The 15,634-nt window shown below is 42.1% G+C and carries 16 protein-coding genes; 12 read left to right on the forward strand and 4 right to left on the reverse strand.

Annotated features, from left to right (window positions below; translation table 11 throughout):
* Positions 1 to 40 precede the first annotated feature (40 nt).
* The 3 genes from ABD873_RS11080 to ABD873_RS11090 all read left to right on the forward strand — a co-directional run bounded on the left by ABD873_RS11080 (position 41) and on the right by ABD873_RS11090 (position 2,755).
* A complete protein-coding gene (locus tag ABD873_RS11080) occupies positions 41 to 382 on the forward strand; it encodes a hypothetical protein (protein ID WP_345068324.1) in 342 nt (113 codons plus the stop codon).
* A 100-nt stretch (positions 383 to 482) separates the two neighbouring features.
* Positions 483 to 2,033, forward strand: a complete 1,551-nt coding sequence (locus tag ABD873_RS11085) for a SulP family inorganic anion transporter (RefSeq protein WP_345068326.1) — start codon at positions 483 to 485, stop codon at positions 2,031 to 2,033.
* A 74-nt stretch (positions 2,034 to 2,107) separates the two neighbouring features.
* Positions 2,108 to 2,755: a carbonic anhydrase gene (locus ABD873_RS11090; protein ID WP_345068328.1), complete on the forward strand. Its 648-nt coding sequence runs from the start codon at positions 2,108 to 2,110 to the stop codon at positions 2,753 to 2,755.
* 68 nt (positions 2,756 to 2,823) lie between these two features.
* On the opposite strand, the gene ABD873_RS11095 is transcribed toward ABD873_RS11090, so the two are convergent.
* Complete coding sequence (locus ABD873_RS11095; protein WP_345068330.1) at positions 2,824 to 4,467, reverse strand: M56 family metallopeptidase; 1,644 nt, start codon at positions 4,465 to 4,467, stop codon at positions 2,824 to 2,826.
* 4 nt (positions 4,468 to 4,471) lie between these two features.
* The gene (locus tag ABD873_RS11100) at positions 4,472 to 4,837 is read right to left on the reverse strand and encodes a BlaI/MecI/CopY family transcriptional regulator (RefSeq protein ID WP_039053253.1); all 366 of its coding nucleotides are present in this window, start codon (positions 4,835 to 4,837) and stop codon (positions 4,472 to 4,474) included.
* 189 nt (positions 4,838 to 5,026) lie between these two features.
* Between ABD873_RS11100 and ABD873_RS11105 the strand changes: the two genes are divergently transcribed.
* On the forward strand, positions 5,027 to 5,275 hold the full coding sequence (locus ABD873_RS11105; protein ID WP_345068332.1) for a hypothetical protein: 249 nt from the start codon (positions 5,027 to 5,029) through the stop codon (positions 5,273 to 5,275).
* Positions 5,276 to 5,870: 595 nt separating this feature from the next.
* Positions 5,871 to 7,157 (forward strand): citrate synthase, encoded by a 1,287-nt coding sequence (locus tag ABD873_RS11110; protein ID WP_345068334.1) that lies wholly within the window; start codon positions 5,871 to 5,873, stop codon positions 7,155 to 7,157.
* Positions 7,158 to 7,217: 60 nt separating this feature from the next.
* Here the strand turns inward: ABD873_RS11110 and ABD873_RS11115 are convergent, their stop codons facing one another.
* Positions 7,218 to 7,637, reverse strand: a complete 420-nt coding sequence (locus ABD873_RS11115) for an RNA-binding S4 domain-containing protein (RefSeq protein WP_039053258.1) — start codon at positions 7,635 to 7,637, stop codon at positions 7,218 to 7,220.
* A gap of 107 nt (positions 7,638 to 7,744) precedes the next feature.
* Between ABD873_RS11115 and ABD873_RS11120 the strand changes: the two genes are divergently transcribed.
* The 5 genes from ABD873_RS11120 to brnQ all read left to right on the forward strand — a co-directional run bounded on the left by ABD873_RS11120 (position 7,745) and on the right by brnQ (position 11,853).
* Complete coding sequence (locus ABD873_RS11120; protein ID WP_345068337.1) at positions 7,745 to 8,566, forward strand: 2,3,4,5-tetrahydropyridine-2,6-dicarboxylate N-succinyltransferase; 822 nt, start codon at positions 7,745 to 7,747, stop codon at positions 8,564 to 8,566.
* Between the two features lie 13 nt (positions 8,567 to 8,579).
* On the forward strand, positions 8,580 to 9,161 hold the full coding sequence (locus tag ABD873_RS11125; protein WP_345068339.1) for an L-threonylcarbamoyladenylate synthase: 582 nt from the start codon (positions 8,580 to 8,582) through the stop codon (positions 9,159 to 9,161).
* Between the two features lie 10 nt (positions 9,162 to 9,171).
* Positions 9,172 to 9,651, forward strand: a complete 480-nt coding sequence (locus tag ABD873_RS11130) for a DUF4920 domain-containing protein (RefSeq protein WP_345068341.1) — start codon at positions 9,172 to 9,174, stop codon at positions 9,649 to 9,651.
* 122 nt (positions 9,652 to 9,773) lie between these two features.
* Positions 9,774 to 10,559, forward strand: a complete 786-nt coding sequence (gene folP / locus ABD873_RS11135; RefSeq protein ID WP_425568718.1) for a dihydropteroate synthase — start codon at positions 9,774 to 9,776, stop codon at positions 10,557 to 10,559.
* Between the two features lie 7 nt (positions 10,560 to 10,566).
* Positions 10,567 to 11,853 carry a branched-chain amino acid transport system II carrier protein gene (gene brnQ / locus ABD873_RS11140; RefSeq protein WP_345068346.1) on the forward strand — a complete coding sequence of 429 codons (1,287 nt, stop codon included), beginning with the start codon at positions 10,567 to 10,569 and terminating at the stop codon, positions 11,851 to 11,853.
* A 49-nt stretch (positions 11,854 to 11,902) separates the two neighbouring features.
* On the opposite strand, the gene metG is transcribed toward brnQ, so the two are convergent.
* Positions 11,903 to 13,972, reverse strand: coding sequence for a methionine--tRNA ligase (gene metG, locus ABD873_RS11145; RefSeq protein WP_345068348.1), 2,070 nt, complete (start codon positions 13,970 to 13,972; stop codon positions 11,903 to 11,905).
* 148 nt (positions 13,973 to 14,120) lie between these two features.
* Between metG and ABD873_RS11150 the strand changes: the two genes are divergently transcribed.
* Positions 14,121 to 15,023 carry a S66 peptidase family protein gene (locus ABD873_RS11150; RefSeq protein ID WP_345068350.1) on the forward strand — a complete coding sequence of 301 codons (903 nt, stop codon included), beginning with the start codon at positions 14,121 to 14,123 and terminating at the stop codon, positions 15,021 to 15,023.
* A complete protein-coding gene (locus ABD873_RS11155) occupies positions 15,020 to 15,427 on the forward strand; it encodes a DoxX family protein (protein ID WP_039053247.1) in 408 nt (135 codons plus the stop codon). The genes ABD873_RS11150 and ABD873_RS11155 overlap by 4 nt, the downstream gene beginning before the upstream one ends.
* Positions 15,428 to 15,634 lie beyond the last annotated feature (207 nt).

The raw sequence follows: 15,634 nt of genomic DNA on the forward strand, positions 1-15,634 counted from the left end.
GTTATATTTTTGTTTGTATATGAAGATAGGCCCTATAGAAATGTTTAATAAATCTAAGAGGATATTAGCGGCGAAGCTATGCTTCTTTGTTTTCTTTTCTAAGATGCTTATCTCGGCTACCCCTATGTTTATGGATGTGGTGGACAAAGGCACCATACTTCAAGTGGTCATGCAGCTGGAAATAGAACTCACAGCAAAAAGTACCAACACCAACAATGAAGATCTTCACGAACATGGGGTTAAGGTATTCAAGCCGGACGCTTTTGACATGAGCTTTAATCCTATTGTCACTTACACCGACAGTCAAAAGCATTACGTCAAAAACGAAAAGTTAATCTGCAGCTATCATCCTTCCGTGCCTACCCCTCCTCCTAATTGTTAATTGATTATATCGTCATTTCTTATCTCGATTAATTGAAATAATTAATCTAAAGGATTTCTTATTGTTTAATCTATTCATTCATTAGATATAATTAATTATTATGTTAGGAACACGTGTATCTGCTTTTCTGAAATTATCGAAAAGAGATTTAAAATATGATTTTCCTGCATCCATTGTTGTATTCCTTGTTGCACTTCCACTTTGTTTGGGTATAGCGATGGCTTCTGGAGCACCATTGTTTGCAGGCGTCTTGACCGGAGTGATAGGAGGATTGGTGGTGGGTGCGATTTCCGGCTCTCCATTAAGTGTTAGCGGCCCGGCCGCCGGACTTACCGTCATTGTCTTTGGTGCTATAGAAAAATTAGGCAGCTATGAGATATTTCTGCTGGCGGTGGTTCTTGCCGGCTTAATACAGTTTTTGCTGGGGTTAGTCAAGGCAGGGATGATAGGCAACTATTTCCCTTCCTCAGTAATATTGGGGATGTTGGCCGCAATAGGCATTACCATTATCCTAAAGCAACTTCCCCTAGCTTTCGGAAATACAGGAGAAACCGAAGCGACACAGCCTTTTCTCACAGCTTTCCTCGCACAGATTCACTGGGGAGCTACCATCATCTGTCTCCTGTCGCTTCTGACCTTAATATTTTGGCCACGCTTCCGCTACCTCAACAAGGTACCTGCACCTTTGGCTGCTGTGTTGCTAGGCGTAGGTCTGGCTCTTCTTTTTCAATATACGTCATTGGCACTGATGCCGGCACACTATGTGTCTATACCTACCCTCTCTTCCTTGACGGAGCTTACAAGCTTGTTGATTTTTCCAGACTTTACCTATATCCTGGAAAAGGAGGTATGGGTAATAGCTTTCACTCTTGCCATCATCGCCAGCTTAGAGACACTATTAAGTCTGGAAGCTGTAGACAAGCTGGACCCCTTCAAGCGTAACTCCCCGACAAACCGGGAACTTATAGCCCAAGGGATAGGAAATATGACTTCCGGCTTTTTGGGAGGGCTACCGATGACTTCCGTAATCGTAAGGTCCTCAGCCAACGTCAATGCCGGAGGACGTACCCGTCAGTCGGCCATGTTACACGGCGTCTGGCTACTGGTAGCTTTACTAGCAATACCACAACTCATTAACATGATACCGTTGGCTTGTTTGGCCGCTATCCTGCTTCATACAGGATATAAGTTGGCTAAGCCAGCACTATTTCGCCAGATGTTCCGCAGAGGGTTGGACCAGTTTATTCCTTTTGCGGCGACAATCTTGGCTATAGTGATGACAGACCTGCTCATGGGAGTAGGTATAGGGCTTCTGGTCGCTACCTTCTATATATTGAAGGCCAACATGCAGAATGCGTACAACTTCGAAATTAAAGACGAAAACACAGCGGTATTGACCCTCGCCGAAGAGGTATCCTTCCTTAACAAGGTACCCATAAAGAAAAGGTTGTACAACCTACCTAAAACGGTAAACCGCGTGGTCATCAACGGAGAAAAAAGTAAATTTATAGATAAGGATGTTATAGAGGTGCTGAAAGATTTTGAACAGAATGCTCTCAGCAAGGGGCTCAACATCCAGCTTCAGGAGGTGACAAGTAAAAGGAAAGTAGTGCGCACAAGCCGCAACAGACGCCTTCAGAAAGTAATTTAAGTAAAAAATAACACAATAATAAATCAAAAAGCAGTAACTTGCCTCGCATTTGAGAGGCTCAAAATCAGTCACACATGATTAATAAAGATTTAGAATTAGGATTTAAAAAAATTTTGGATGGAAACAGAGAATGGATGGAGTTCGTAAAGAACGACACTTCTGGACGTTTCCAACAATTGGCCAAAGGGCAGAACCCACAGATTTTATGGATAGGATGTGCGGACAGCCGTGTACCGGCCAACGAGCTGACAGGAAATAAACCGGGTGAAGTATTCGTTCATCGGAATATTGCCAACATGTGTGTACACTCTGATATGAATATGTTGTCGGTACTAGACTATGCCGTAAACGTGCTGAAGGTAAAACACATTATCGTCGCTGGACATTACGGTTGTGGAGGGGTGGCAGCAGCCCTCAGCCGCCGACAGTTTGGCATCATCGACAACTGGCTATGCCACATTAAAGATGTGTACCGCATCCACGCCAAAGAGATTGACGCTATAGCAGATATGGAGAAAAAAGCAGACCGTCTGGTAGAGCTGAACGTCAAAGAGCAGGTGTTCAACCTATGTACTACTTCCATCGTCCAGAATGCATGGAAAGAAAGAGACGATCTTGCCGTCCATGGTATGGTCATTAACATTGCCACAGGAGAGTTGATAGATACAGGTAATACCTTCACCAACAATAGCGACTTGGGTGAAGTTTTCGCCTACAAATAGAAAAAAAGCACTCGAAATTTCGAGTGCTTTTTGATTTATTTTTAGTGATGGAAAAGTGCAAATAAAGATTAGGAGTTAGCCTTTTTGGTCTTAATCTTAATGACCGCCTTCTTGTTGCTATTGCCCAAATATTTTTTTGCTTTATCCCCTTTTAGAATAGTGATAGAGGAGATTTCTTCGGGAGCAAGATCCGACAACTCAAAATTATCCTTCATGACATTCTCATCTACCACATAGAGCAGATCGTTGCCACGCGGGTTTTTATTTCCTCTGAGTCGGAAACCTGTCACAGCTATAGCCGAATCGGCATTCGCTAGCGCCCCCATAGCTATCTTCAAACTCTGGTCTCTGAGGCTCTTCAGCTCTTGGAGGTTTATTTGCTTATCGTTGATGAAGAATTTTTCTCCATTGCCCCAGAAAGTAAAGGTCATGGATTTGCTAATGCTATCTGTCAGTTTCTTTACCGCTTCCGCATCATAAGAAGGAAAAGCTGTAGCTCCAAGGTAGATTTTCTTGTGAAAAGCAGAGTCCCCGATAACAAAAGATACGGCCCCTTTGACACTATCAACCAACCTTTTGGCATCAAAGCTTTTTGTCAACGCTTTAATATTGTCTTTTCTCATTATGGTGAGCGCCGAAATAAGGGAATCCCTCCCGTCAATCTTTATTACCGGTGGTTCAGGTATGCTCAGTGTCTTAAAATCTACAAGAATGCCTGTGTCTGGCGTAATAATCTGTTTAACGGTGCCTTTTGACTTTATGATTATGGTGTCTTCGGGAACTTCTACAGCTACCAAAGGTATTTCTCCCGTAAAACGTACGATATCTGTAATAACTTGATCTGCCTTCTCTACGGAAAATGAAGCACCCGCCATCAACAGAATAGGAAGCAGAAAGGCATACTTTCCTAAATGCACTTTCGAAGAACGTTTTTTATTCATCATCATAATACGTTTTTTTAGGATCTTAAAGTTGAAGCGCGTGCTCACATCCACAGACAAGCCATTTTGTGTCACATGCAACAACGAATATTGATATTTCTGTTTGTCTACACCTTTGTTCAACACTTGCTGGTCCGTCAAAAATTCCAGATTCTGACGCACAGCCTTACGTATAAGCCATACAAAGGGATTGTACCAACACAATATGAGGATGATCTCAAAAGTAAGGATGTCTAGTGTATGAATCCCCCTTACATGTACGCTTTCATGTGCAAAAATGTCATATAATTCCTTCTCTTTATGCTGAGGCCTATGTACGTATATCTTGTCGAAGAACGAAAAAGGAACTACCGGAAACAGCACATTACGGAAGCTGTAAGAATTCCATGTGGAAGGCTCCGAATTGCGATGGATGCGTCTTAAGCTCAACAGCTGGATAAGAAGACGAAAAAAGAAAACTGCCGCGACAATTTCCATCACTGCAATTATGCTGTCCGTCAAGGTGAAAGCCGCCTCTTTGACCTCCTCACTAGACAACGACGCCAGTAACGACAAAATATCAGGAAGCTGTTGCGCCGGAATAACCTCATAGCGCATGAACCAGCTTTTTACATCCCAAAAAGGATATACAAAAGCGTACATACTGCCCAGCAGTAGATACAGCCGGTTCATCTGGTAGAATGTAAGTCCTCTCAATAAGAAATAGTATCCTAGGTACAACAAGGCCAACAGCAGGTTGACTTGTATAATATAGGTTAGTAGACTTTCCATAATTTTAGGATTTATTGTTCTTTATCATCTCCAATATTTCTTCCAATTCTTGCGGGCTAAGCTTTTCCTCTTTCACAAAGAAAGAAACCATCTCCTTGTAGGAATTCTTGAAATAATCGCCCACAAAAGAGGTCACAAACTTAGCTCTATAGTCTTCAAGGGAAATCAAAGGCTCGTATCTTTTCGCATTGGCATATTTTACGGCTTTCACATACCCCTTACGCTCTAGATTCTTTATGGTAGAAGCCAGTGTCGTATAAGGAACCCTCTCCTCCGGCTTCATGTTTTCCAAAATTTCCTTCACAAATCCACCGTTCAGCTCCCAAATCGATCGCATAGCTTCTTCTTCCTGAATAGTCAATTTCTCCATAACACACGTAATATTTTATTTCAAAGGCTAAATTACGAACTTTTCGTAGATGTACAATTTTTTCGTAAAATTTTAACACTTTTTCACAATAGCTGGTTTTCAGCACATTAACACATTTATTTTGTTGGCTTGGTAAATCAAGACGTGCCTCATGTGTTGATGAAACGTTCCTACTTACCCATTAATAAAATGTTATGGAAAGAAGAAGGTGTATATGTGCTGAGTAAGAACACAATTTCTGATGCAATCAAAGAGGGGACAAACCGAGCAAATAACATTATAATTTCACTAATGATTGAAGATTATCCCGGTGACCAATACTTAATTAATAAAGCCAAAGGGGCGTTCAATATTAGACGTTATTTAGATATTATTGAATTCAGACATAAGGACAAAATATTGACATTGCAAAATCCTTATAAAAACAAAGGAGATTGACGAATCAATCTCCTTTGGGTGGGTTGTCATACCATAAGGATGACATTCCTGTAGTACAAATATACTAACCTTTTAATATAAACAAGTATGAACCAAAGAATTGGCATCTTCTTCAATAACCTAATGTCAAAAGTGAAAGATTTTAGACAAAGTCTTTCTGAAATTGTCGCTAATGAAGCTAAGAGCTCCTATGAAACGAAAAGCTCAACAAGAGCCACGTCGGTCTAAATGATGAAATAATTCTTTAATAATGGTATCTGGATGGTAGAAAATGGAACGATTTTACATTTGGTTTTTCGGGGCTATCCACAGTTAAATCATAAAAAAAGACCGTTTCGGGGTCATTAAGACCCCCTAGGGAATTAACTGTGTATATGTTTTTAATTTTTCTTATATTGTCTACGCGATAAGCAAAGGGTAACCCATTTCGGAAAGTTATCATTCTAACCAAATTTTAGGCAGAAATAGATAATCAGGGAGTTAAACAGTATTGTGTCTTACTATTAATATGACCGATAAATGGCATTTTAAGTCCCTATAAGTTTAGAATTTCTTATTGAATTTTATACTTTTGTATAATACAAGAAAATTGATTATGTCGGAAACAGCATCTATTACTTTAAATGGCAAGACTTTAGAGCTGCCTGTTATCACAGGAACAGAGAACGAGAAAGCTATTGATATTTCACAATTAAGACAACAAACAGGATATATAACTTTAGACCCAGGATTCAAAAACACAGGTGCTACCAAAAGTGCCATTACTTTTTTGGATGGTGAAAAAGGTCTTTTAAAATATCGCGGCTATAAGATCGAAGACTTAGCCGAAAAATCTACCTTCTTGGAAGTAGCTTACCTTTTGATATACGGAGAATTGCCAACTAAAGAAGTGTTGGAAAAATTCAGGTCGGATATCAAATCCCAAATGATGGTTCACGAAGACATGAAAAATTTCTTCGCGGGATTCCCATCAAAATCTCACCCTATGGGTCAGCTTTCGTGTTTGGTAGGTGCTTTATCAGCGTTCTATCCAGAATCTTTAAATCCTAATCAAAACGAAGACGAAGAGTACCGTACTATCGTAAACCTTTTAGGAAAAATGCCTACCATCGTTTCTTGGATTCACAAGAAATCGTTAGGTCATCCAGTAGTATATCCTAAGAAAGATTTCGGATATATCGACAATTTCATGAATATGATCTTCGGCGAAGTAAACTGTGATAAGATCTTCGACGAAGTGGTGTTGGACGCTATGCGTGTGTTGTTGATTTTACACGCTGACCACGAACAAAACTGTTCTACTTCTACCGTACGTATCGTAGGTTCTTCAAATGCCAACCTATATGCTTCTATTTCTGCAGGTATCAACGCCTTGTGGGGTCCTCTACACGGAGGTGCCAACCAAGCCGTTATCGAGATGTTGGAAGCTATCAAAAACGATGGTGGCGACGTTCAGAAATACATTGCCAAAGCAAAAGATAAAAACGATCCGTTCCGCCTTATGGGCTTCGGACACCGTGTTTACAAAAACTTCGACCCACGTGCTAGAATCATCAAAAAAGCGTGTGACGATGTATTGGCTAAATTAGGTGTTAAAGATCCTGTATTGGATATTGCAAAGAAACTGGAAGAAGCCGCCCTTTCGGACGAATACTTCATCCAAAGAAAACTATATCCAAACGTAGATTTCTACTCTGGCATTATCTACCGTGCATTGGGCTTCAGCTCAGAAATGTTTACTGTGCTTTTTGCCTTAGGCCGTCTTCCTGGATGGATTGCCCAATGGAAAGAAATGCGCGACAACAAAGAGCCTATCGGTCGTCCAAGACAAGTATATATTGGTGAAGTAGACCGCGAATATGTAGACATCGAAAACAGATAATCATTACTTTCATTTTCATAAAAAAGGCAGGAATATCCTGCCTTTTTTATTTATTAATGATTAATCGTCATCTTCATCATCTATATCCCACCAGTCACTGCTCTGCAGCTCATCGATCTCGCGGCGGTCACGTTTGGTAGGACGTCCCGTACCGCGATCCCTCTTCAATATAGGGGCATGAAACATGGATTTAAAGCCGTAAGTTTCCTCTACCGGCGTCAGATCTTCATAATATTGTACGGCCGTCTTGGCGTCTACCCTCCTCTCCAGCAGCCCGGTGACTTTCACCACCTTCTTCTCTATTCCTTTCTGTATGGTGAAAGTATCCCCCACCTTCACGACATACGAGGCCTTCACATTCTGTCCGCTCAGCTTGACACGTCCGGCCTTACAGGCTTCCGTCGCTAAGCTGCGCGTCTTGAAGATGCGGATAGCCCACAAATATTTATCGATACGTAATTTTTCAGACTCGTTTGCCATATCCAAAAATACCATTATTCTCTTAAAATATTACTTTCTACACACCAAGGTTTTAAAGAAAAATAATCATATTTGTAGTTAATAATAACGAATACTAAATCAAAAAAATGGAAATTCTAAAACTTCAAAAACTAGTAGAAGAAGCTTGGGAAGACAGACAATTATTAGGTAATAAAGAATATTTCGAGGCTATCCAAGCCGTGATCATGAAGTTGGACAACGGCGAGTTGCGTGTAGCGGAACCTATGGGATCGCTATGGCATGTCAACGACTGGATCAAAAAGGCCGTAATTTTATATTTCCCAATACGTGATATGAAGGTTATCGAAAACACACCTTTCGTCTATCACGACAAGATGAAGTTAAAAACCAACTATAAAGAGTTAGGCGTACGCGTAGTACCGGGAGCGTCGGCACGTTATGGGGCCTTCCTTGGCAAAGGGGTTATCATGATGCCTTCCTATGTGAATATCGGTGCCTACGTAGATGAAGGTACTATGGTAGATACTTGGGCTACGGTAGGTTCTTGTGCCCAGATCGGTAAAAACGTCCACCTTTCTGGAGGTGTAGGCATAGGTGGTGTGTTGGAGCCAGTACAAGCTTCTCCGGTAATTATTGAGGACAATGTTTTTGTAGGTTCTCGTGCCATCGTGGTAGAAGGGGTACGTGTGGAAAAAGAAGCCGTGTTGGGAGCTAACGTAGTACTTACCGCGTCCACCAAAATTATTGACGTGACAGGTGATGAGCCGGTAGAGTACAAAGGCTATGTGCCTGCCCGTTCGGTGGTAATTCCGGGCTCATACACCAAAAAATTCCCTGCCGGAGAATATCAAGTGCCTTGTGCTCTTATCATCGGCAAGCGTAAAGAATCTACAGACAAGAAAACGTCTTTGAACGATGCTTTACGTGAACATAATGTAGCAGTATAACATTAGCACAACCATGGCTCGCACCTTAGTAGATAAAGAGGACTTAAATAAGGCCTTAGAAACACTGAAAAATGGAGGAATAATATTGTATCCCACCGACACTATATGGGGTATAGGTTGCGATGCGACAAATCCTGAGGCTGTGGAGAAAGTTTTCGCACTGAAAGGCCGTGACAAAAGCAAAAGTATGATTGTCCTTCTCCATAAAGACAATCAGATTGCCGGCTACGTCAACGACGTGCCGGAAGTGGCATACCAGCTTATTGAAGTGGCTGACCGCCCGATGACCATCATCTACTCCAACGCCAAAAATCTGGCATCCAATGTGATAGCAGAAGACGGAAGTGTCGGCATACGCATAGTAAATCATCCTTTCTGCCAGCAGCTATTACAACGCTTCAGAAAGCCTATCGTGTCCACCTCAGCAAACATCAGTGGACAGCCTTCTGCTGCTGCCTTCGATGAAATCGCCGAAGAAATAAAACAAGGAGTAGACTACATCGTGCAATATGGCCAACAAGATACTACGAAGGGAAAACCTTCCATTATCATGAAGCTGGACCCTTCGGGAAAGTTTGAATTTATACGTAAATAATCAATTTGATATGAAAAAGTTAGTTAGTTTGTTCGCTTTCGTCTTAGCAATGACCGTTACTGTCTTTGCACAACAAAGCATTCAACCGGCAAAACCAGGGGTTAACTACGGTAAGACTATTACTGCCAAAAATGCTATCTCTGTGAAAAAGTTGGAGCAGTCCTTGAAAGAGAAAAAAGAATACACAGGAAAGATTGAAGGCGAAGTTGTAGGAGTTTGCAAGAAAAAAGGTTGTTTTCTCACATTAAAAAGAGATGGACAAGAAGAGCCTATCATGGTTCGTTTCAAAGACTACGGCTACTTCGTCCCTACCGACATTGTAGGTAAAAAGGTTGTGATTGAAGGGAAAGCCAAAGTCAAAGAGCTCTCCGTGGAGCAGCTGAAACACAATGCAGAAGATGCAGGCAAAAGCGCTGAAGAAATAGCAAAAATCACCTCTCCAAAAACAGATATCAACATTATTGCGGACGGTGTGTTAGTCGTTAAATAAATATTAACATCGAATCAAAGAAAGGCTGTAGTAGTTTATTACAGCCTTTTTTTTATTTTTACAGTATAATGAATAAGCTAACGACTCATCCTTGTCAATCTATTAACCTAAGAGGTCGGCTCATGACTTTCGAGAAACCCAAGATTATGGGGATACTGAACGTTACACCCGACTCTTTTTTTGATGGTGGTAAACATCAATCTCTAGAAAAGGCTCTTATCCATGCCGAACAGATGATAGCCCATGAGGTAGATATCATCGATATAGGAGCCTATTCATCCAGACCGGGAGCACCACTGATTTCTTCTCAGGAAGAGATGGACAGAGCTTTGCCTGTCATCGAAGCGCTAAGTAGACAATTTCCTGAGGTTCCGCTTTCAATAGATACCTTTCGTGCGGATGTCGCAAAGGCTGCTATTCTCGCCGGAGCTCATATCGTCAACGACATTTCGGGAGGACTGCTGGATGACGACATGTTCAATACCGTGGCTAAGCTTCAGGTGCCTTATGTGCTAATGCATATGCGTGGTACACCGGAAACCATGCAGCAGCTGACCGATTACGACGACGTGGTAAATGATGTTGCCATAGACCTAGGTAGCAAAATTTCCAAGCTTCGGGAATTAGGGGTAAGAGATATTATCTTAGATCCCGGATATGGGTTCGCGAAAACTATAGAACAAAACTACGAGCTGCTATTCCGTGTGGACGAACTTCATTATCACGGTTTACCTATCCTGGGAGGCATTTCCCGTAAGTCGATGATATACAAGAAACTGAACATCAGTCCGCAGGAAGCCCTAAACGGTACGACAGCACTCAATACTTTACTGTTGGAACGTGGGGTACAGATCTTGCGTGTACACGATGTTAAAGAGGCAAAACAACTAACTCAATTATTATTCTAATCACAGTATGAAGAAAAGAAAAGACATCCTGACGATAGGTTTTGCACTGTTTGCCATGTTTTTTGGAGCAGGCAACCTACTCTTGCCACCCTTTATAGGACTTCAGGTCGGCGAACACACCCTCATAACCATCTTAGCCTTCGGGCTGACAGGTATTCTCCTTCCTTTTTTGGGAATCCTATCCATCGTTAAATCTGGAGATACCATCTACGACTTAGGAAATCGGGTGAATCCATATCTTGCTCCCATTCTCGGAACAATCATTATGCTCTGCATAGGACCTTTAATAGCTATCCCACGTACGGGAGCTACCACATTCGAAGTAGGAATATTACCTAACTTTCCCAACTTCAATCCTATTATATCCTCTATTATTTTCTTTAGTCTCACATGGATCTTGAGTATTTCACCCTCTAAGGTGGTGGATATCATAGGAAATATTCTTACACCTCTTCTTTTGGTGCTTTTGTTTATCCTGATTGTGGTAGGTCTGTTGCATCCTATCGGGCCTTTTGCTTCTTCCGGATTGACCCCTACACAGTCTTTCAAGTTCGGTTTTACCGAAGGATATCAGACAGTAGATATGTTAGCCTCTCTGGTATTTGCTGGCATCATCATCGCGGCAGCACAGGCCAAAGGATATAAAGAAATTCATCAGAAAAGTTCAGTAGTAACATCTGCCGGAGCCATATCTTCTCTTTGTCTCGTGTGCATATATGGAGGGCTCGTCTACCTAGGAGCCACCTCCGGTATTGAAGACAAAGAAATAGGCCGATCAGCATTATTGATACATATAGCGCGCAGCACCTTAGGCGATTTGGGAATGATGGCCATAGGTTTATGTATTGCGTTAGCATGTCTTACTACGTCTATCGCTCTCACTACGGCTGTAGGCACCTTCTTCTCAAAGCTTACAAACAACAAGTTAAGCTATAAACTGTTGGTAACCCTATGTACTATATTTTCCGGTGTGCTGTCTATTTCCGGAGTGGATAAAATCATTCAGTTTGCCTACCCTCCATTAGCGTTTGTATATCCTATCGCCATTACCTTGGTGCTCTACATTCTTATTTTCGGAAACTTCATTAAAAGTAAAGCTCCTTATGTGGGAGCTTTGATAGCGACAACAGTGGTTGCTGCTTTCAACGTAGGAATCATGCTAAACCTGCTGAATCAAGAGCAGGTTCCTTTCTTCAGCCAATTACCACTATCCGACTTAGATCTAGCTTGGGTAGTTCCATCTATCCTTGGTTTTCTGATAGGATTAGCTTTCGATAAACTGAAAAAGCAATAAAAATAGGGCTAAGAAATTCTTAGCCCTATTTTTCTTCAGCCTTCTAAACTTATCGCACGGTACTTCCCGGTTTGATAGCCGTGTGCGGACTGACGAAGTCCAATCTTCCGTCTGCATCTTCTGCCATCAGAATCATACCCTGTGATTGTATTCCCTTGATTTCTCTTGGTTCTAAGTTAACAAGAATAGAAACCTGTCTACCAATAATTTCTTCCGGCTTGAAATATTCTGCAATACCGGAAACTACCGTACGCTGGTCGATACCGGTATCTATTTTAAGCTTCAATAGCTTTTTGGTTTTGGCGACCTTTTCCGCTTCTAGGATTGTTCCTACGCGAATATCTAATTTCATGAAGTCGTCGAACGAGATATTGGCTTTTGCCGGCGTCACGGGAGCTGCAGCCTTAGCGTTTGCTGCTTTTGCTGCCGCCAATTTTGCCAACTGAGCTTCCACCTGTTCATCGGTAATCTTTTCAAATAGCATCTGTACTTCTCCTAGCTGAGCATCCACCGGAAGGATGTCCGCCTTACCGGCCTTATCCCAGCTTTGAGGGTTTATGTTAAGCATTTGAAACAGCTTCTCAGTCGTCTTAGGCAAGAACGGCTGTCCCATAATAGCTAGGTTGGCTACAATCTGCACCGCTACATTGAGGACAGTTTTCACGCGCTCTTCGTCTGTCTTAATGACCTTCCATGGCTCTTCATCAGCCAAGTATTTGTTGCCTAGGCGGGCAGCATTCATGAAATGTGCTAAAGCTTCACGGAAACGATAGTTGCCAATGGACTGGGCAATAAGCTCCGGATATTTGCTTAATTCGTCAAATACAGCTTTATCGGTATCATTAAACGCCGAACCCAACAACACCTTGCCTCCAAAATATTTGTGAGAAAGAACCATCACACGGTTTACGAAGTTACCCAAGATAGCGACAAGCTCATTATTGACGCGTGCCTGGAAATCTTTCCATGTGAATTCACTATCCGATGTCTCAGGCAAGATTGACGTCAACACATAGCGTAGTTCATCTTGCTTGCCCGGGAACTCTTCCAGATATTCGTGCAACCACACCGCATGGTTACGTGAGGTTGAAAGTTTGTCACCTTCGAGGTTGAGGAATTCGTTTGCTGGAACATTTTCCGGCAAGATGTAACCTCCATGGGCATGCAAGATTGCTGGAAAAATAATGCAGTGGAATACGATATTGTCTTTACCGATGAAGTGAATCAACGTAGAATCGTCTTCCGGATTGTCGTGTGTCTTCCAGTAATCCTCCCAATTTTTGCCGTTGTCCAAAGCCCACTGCTTGGTCGCTGAAATATATCCTATAGGAGCGTCCAACCAGACATACAGCTTCTTGCCTTTAGCCTCCTCCAATGGTACATCAACACCCCAGTCCAGATCGCGTGTCATCGAACGAGGCTGCAATCCCGACTTAAGCCATGACAAACATTGGCCGAACACGTTGGACTTCAACACATCCTTCTTACCCTCTATCAACCATTTCTCCAGCCAAGGCTGATACTTGTCCAATGGCAGGTACCAGTGCTTCGTTTCTTTCAAGATAGGCGTGTCACCACTTAAAGTAGATTTTGGATTGATAAGGTCGGTAGGATTCAGTGAAGTACCACATTTCTCACATTGGTCACCGTAAGCTCCTTCGCTCTGACAGTGTGGACACGTTCCCGTGATGTATCTGTCTGCTAGGAACTGATCGAACTTTTCGTCATAATACTGCTCGGAATATTTCTCGATAAATTCTCCTTTGTTGTAGAGGTTCAAGAAAAACTCTTGCGACAGTTCATGATGTATAGCCTCCGACGTACGGTGATAAATGTCGAAAGAGATGCCGAAATTTTCGAAAGATTCTTTAATCTGCTTGTTGTATTTGTCTATAACTTCCTTCGGCGTGATTCCCTCTTTCTTAGCACGGATGGTGATGGCAGCGCCATGCTCATCCGAACCGCACACATACACTACGTCTTTGTTATTAAGACGCAAAAATCGAACGAAAATATCTCCCGGAATGTATGCTCCAGCCAAATGTCCTATATGCAACGGTCCATTTGCATACGGAAGTGCTGAAGTGATCGTATAACGTTTTTTAGTCAGACTGCTCAATATATTGTATTTTTAATGGTGAAACTCTCAAAACTCAGAGTACAAAGATAATTCAATTTGAGTTTATATTAATACGCCTGACTCAAAATAATAATGTGTAAATTGCGAAAGAAACAATTTCGTATTAAAAAGCACTAACAAATTGAATATGAACATTCCTCCATATCTAAAAGAAGGAGATAAAGTTGCCGTACTATGTCCCGCCAGTTATATTGAGGCGGACCTTACGCCGGCTTACGACATATTGAAAAGTTGGGGACTACAACCGGTCATTTATGATTCGGTATTGGCACAGCATTACCAGTTTGCCGGGGAAGATGAACTTCGTACCAAAGACCTGCAGGAAGCTCTCGACAATCCCGAAATTAAGGCCGTCATTGCAGCGCGTGGTGGCTATGGATGTGTACGTATCATCGATAGCATAGACTTCTCCGCCTTCCGTAAAAATCCGAAGTGGATGGTGGGCTTCAGCGATGTGACCGTGATATTGAGCCATATACAGCAGCAGTTCGGCGTTCCCGTAATTCATGGCCAGATGGTGAAAACTTTCCTCGATGCCACCAAAGAATCGCTGGAAAGTCTGAAAAATGCTCTTTTCGGCCTGCCGAACCACATCAGCTATACTTTTTCTGAGTTTCCTCATCGCCAGGGAACGGCGGAAGCTATCCTCACCGGAGGAAATCTGGCATTGCTACACAGCATCATAGGCTCACCATCCGAAGTAGATTATGAAGGCAAGATTCTCTTTATCGAAGATGTCGGAGAATCGCTCTACAACATAGACCGTATGCTGTGGACCTTGAAAAGAGCCGGCCGCCTGCAAAAACTTAAAGGGTTTATCGTCGGAGGCTTCACCGAACTGAAAGACTACGACCCTCCCTTTGGGCAAAGCTTCCAGGAGATTATCTTCGACAAGGTCAAAGAATACGATTATCCCGTAGCTTTCGGCTGTCCGGCAGGACATATCGAAGACAATAGAGCTCTGACCTTTGGCAAAGAAATTGTCCTGACAGTCGATGAGTCAAACGTAAACATACAATATAAATCATGAGCCGTTCATCACGCAGAAAACAAATCGACATAGGCTTATTGCTTATACGTGTGACCGTGGGAGGCAGCATGCTAGCCTTTCACGGGATACCCAAACTTATGAAAGGGCCCGAAGTCTGGGAAAAAATTGGGGCAGCAATGAGCAATATAGGTATACATTTTTTTACCCCCTTTTGGGGTTTTGCCGCCACCATGGCCGAAACCGTGGGAGCACTTTTTGTCATTTTAGGTTTATTTTTGAGACCTTCGGCAGCCGTGTTGGCATTTACCATGCTCATCGCATTCATCAGCCATCTTAGCAAAGGAGATTCGCTAGCAGCCGCTTCCCACCCCTTGGAACTCATGCTCGTTCTCATAGCGTTGGTTATCACGGGAGCAGGGTCTTATGCTATTGACAAAAAATAAACATATTTTGTCTTTTTTATGAATTTGGATTAAAAGATTTTGGAGCTGGAATTAAATTATTATTAATTCTGGCTTTGAATTAAAAAACGATTTTTAATAATCGTTTTGATTACAGAAGAAAAATCCAACGAAATCCAGACATCGCAAAAAAAATCATAAAAATAAAAGAAGTTAAGTTACAGCTGGCATAACTCTATACCTTAGCCT

This window comes from Sphingobacterium thermophilum (assembly GCF_039541675.1).
GTDB lineage: Bacteria > Bacteroidota > Bacteroidia > Sphingobacteriales > Sphingobacteriaceae > Sphingobacterium > Sphingobacterium thermophilum.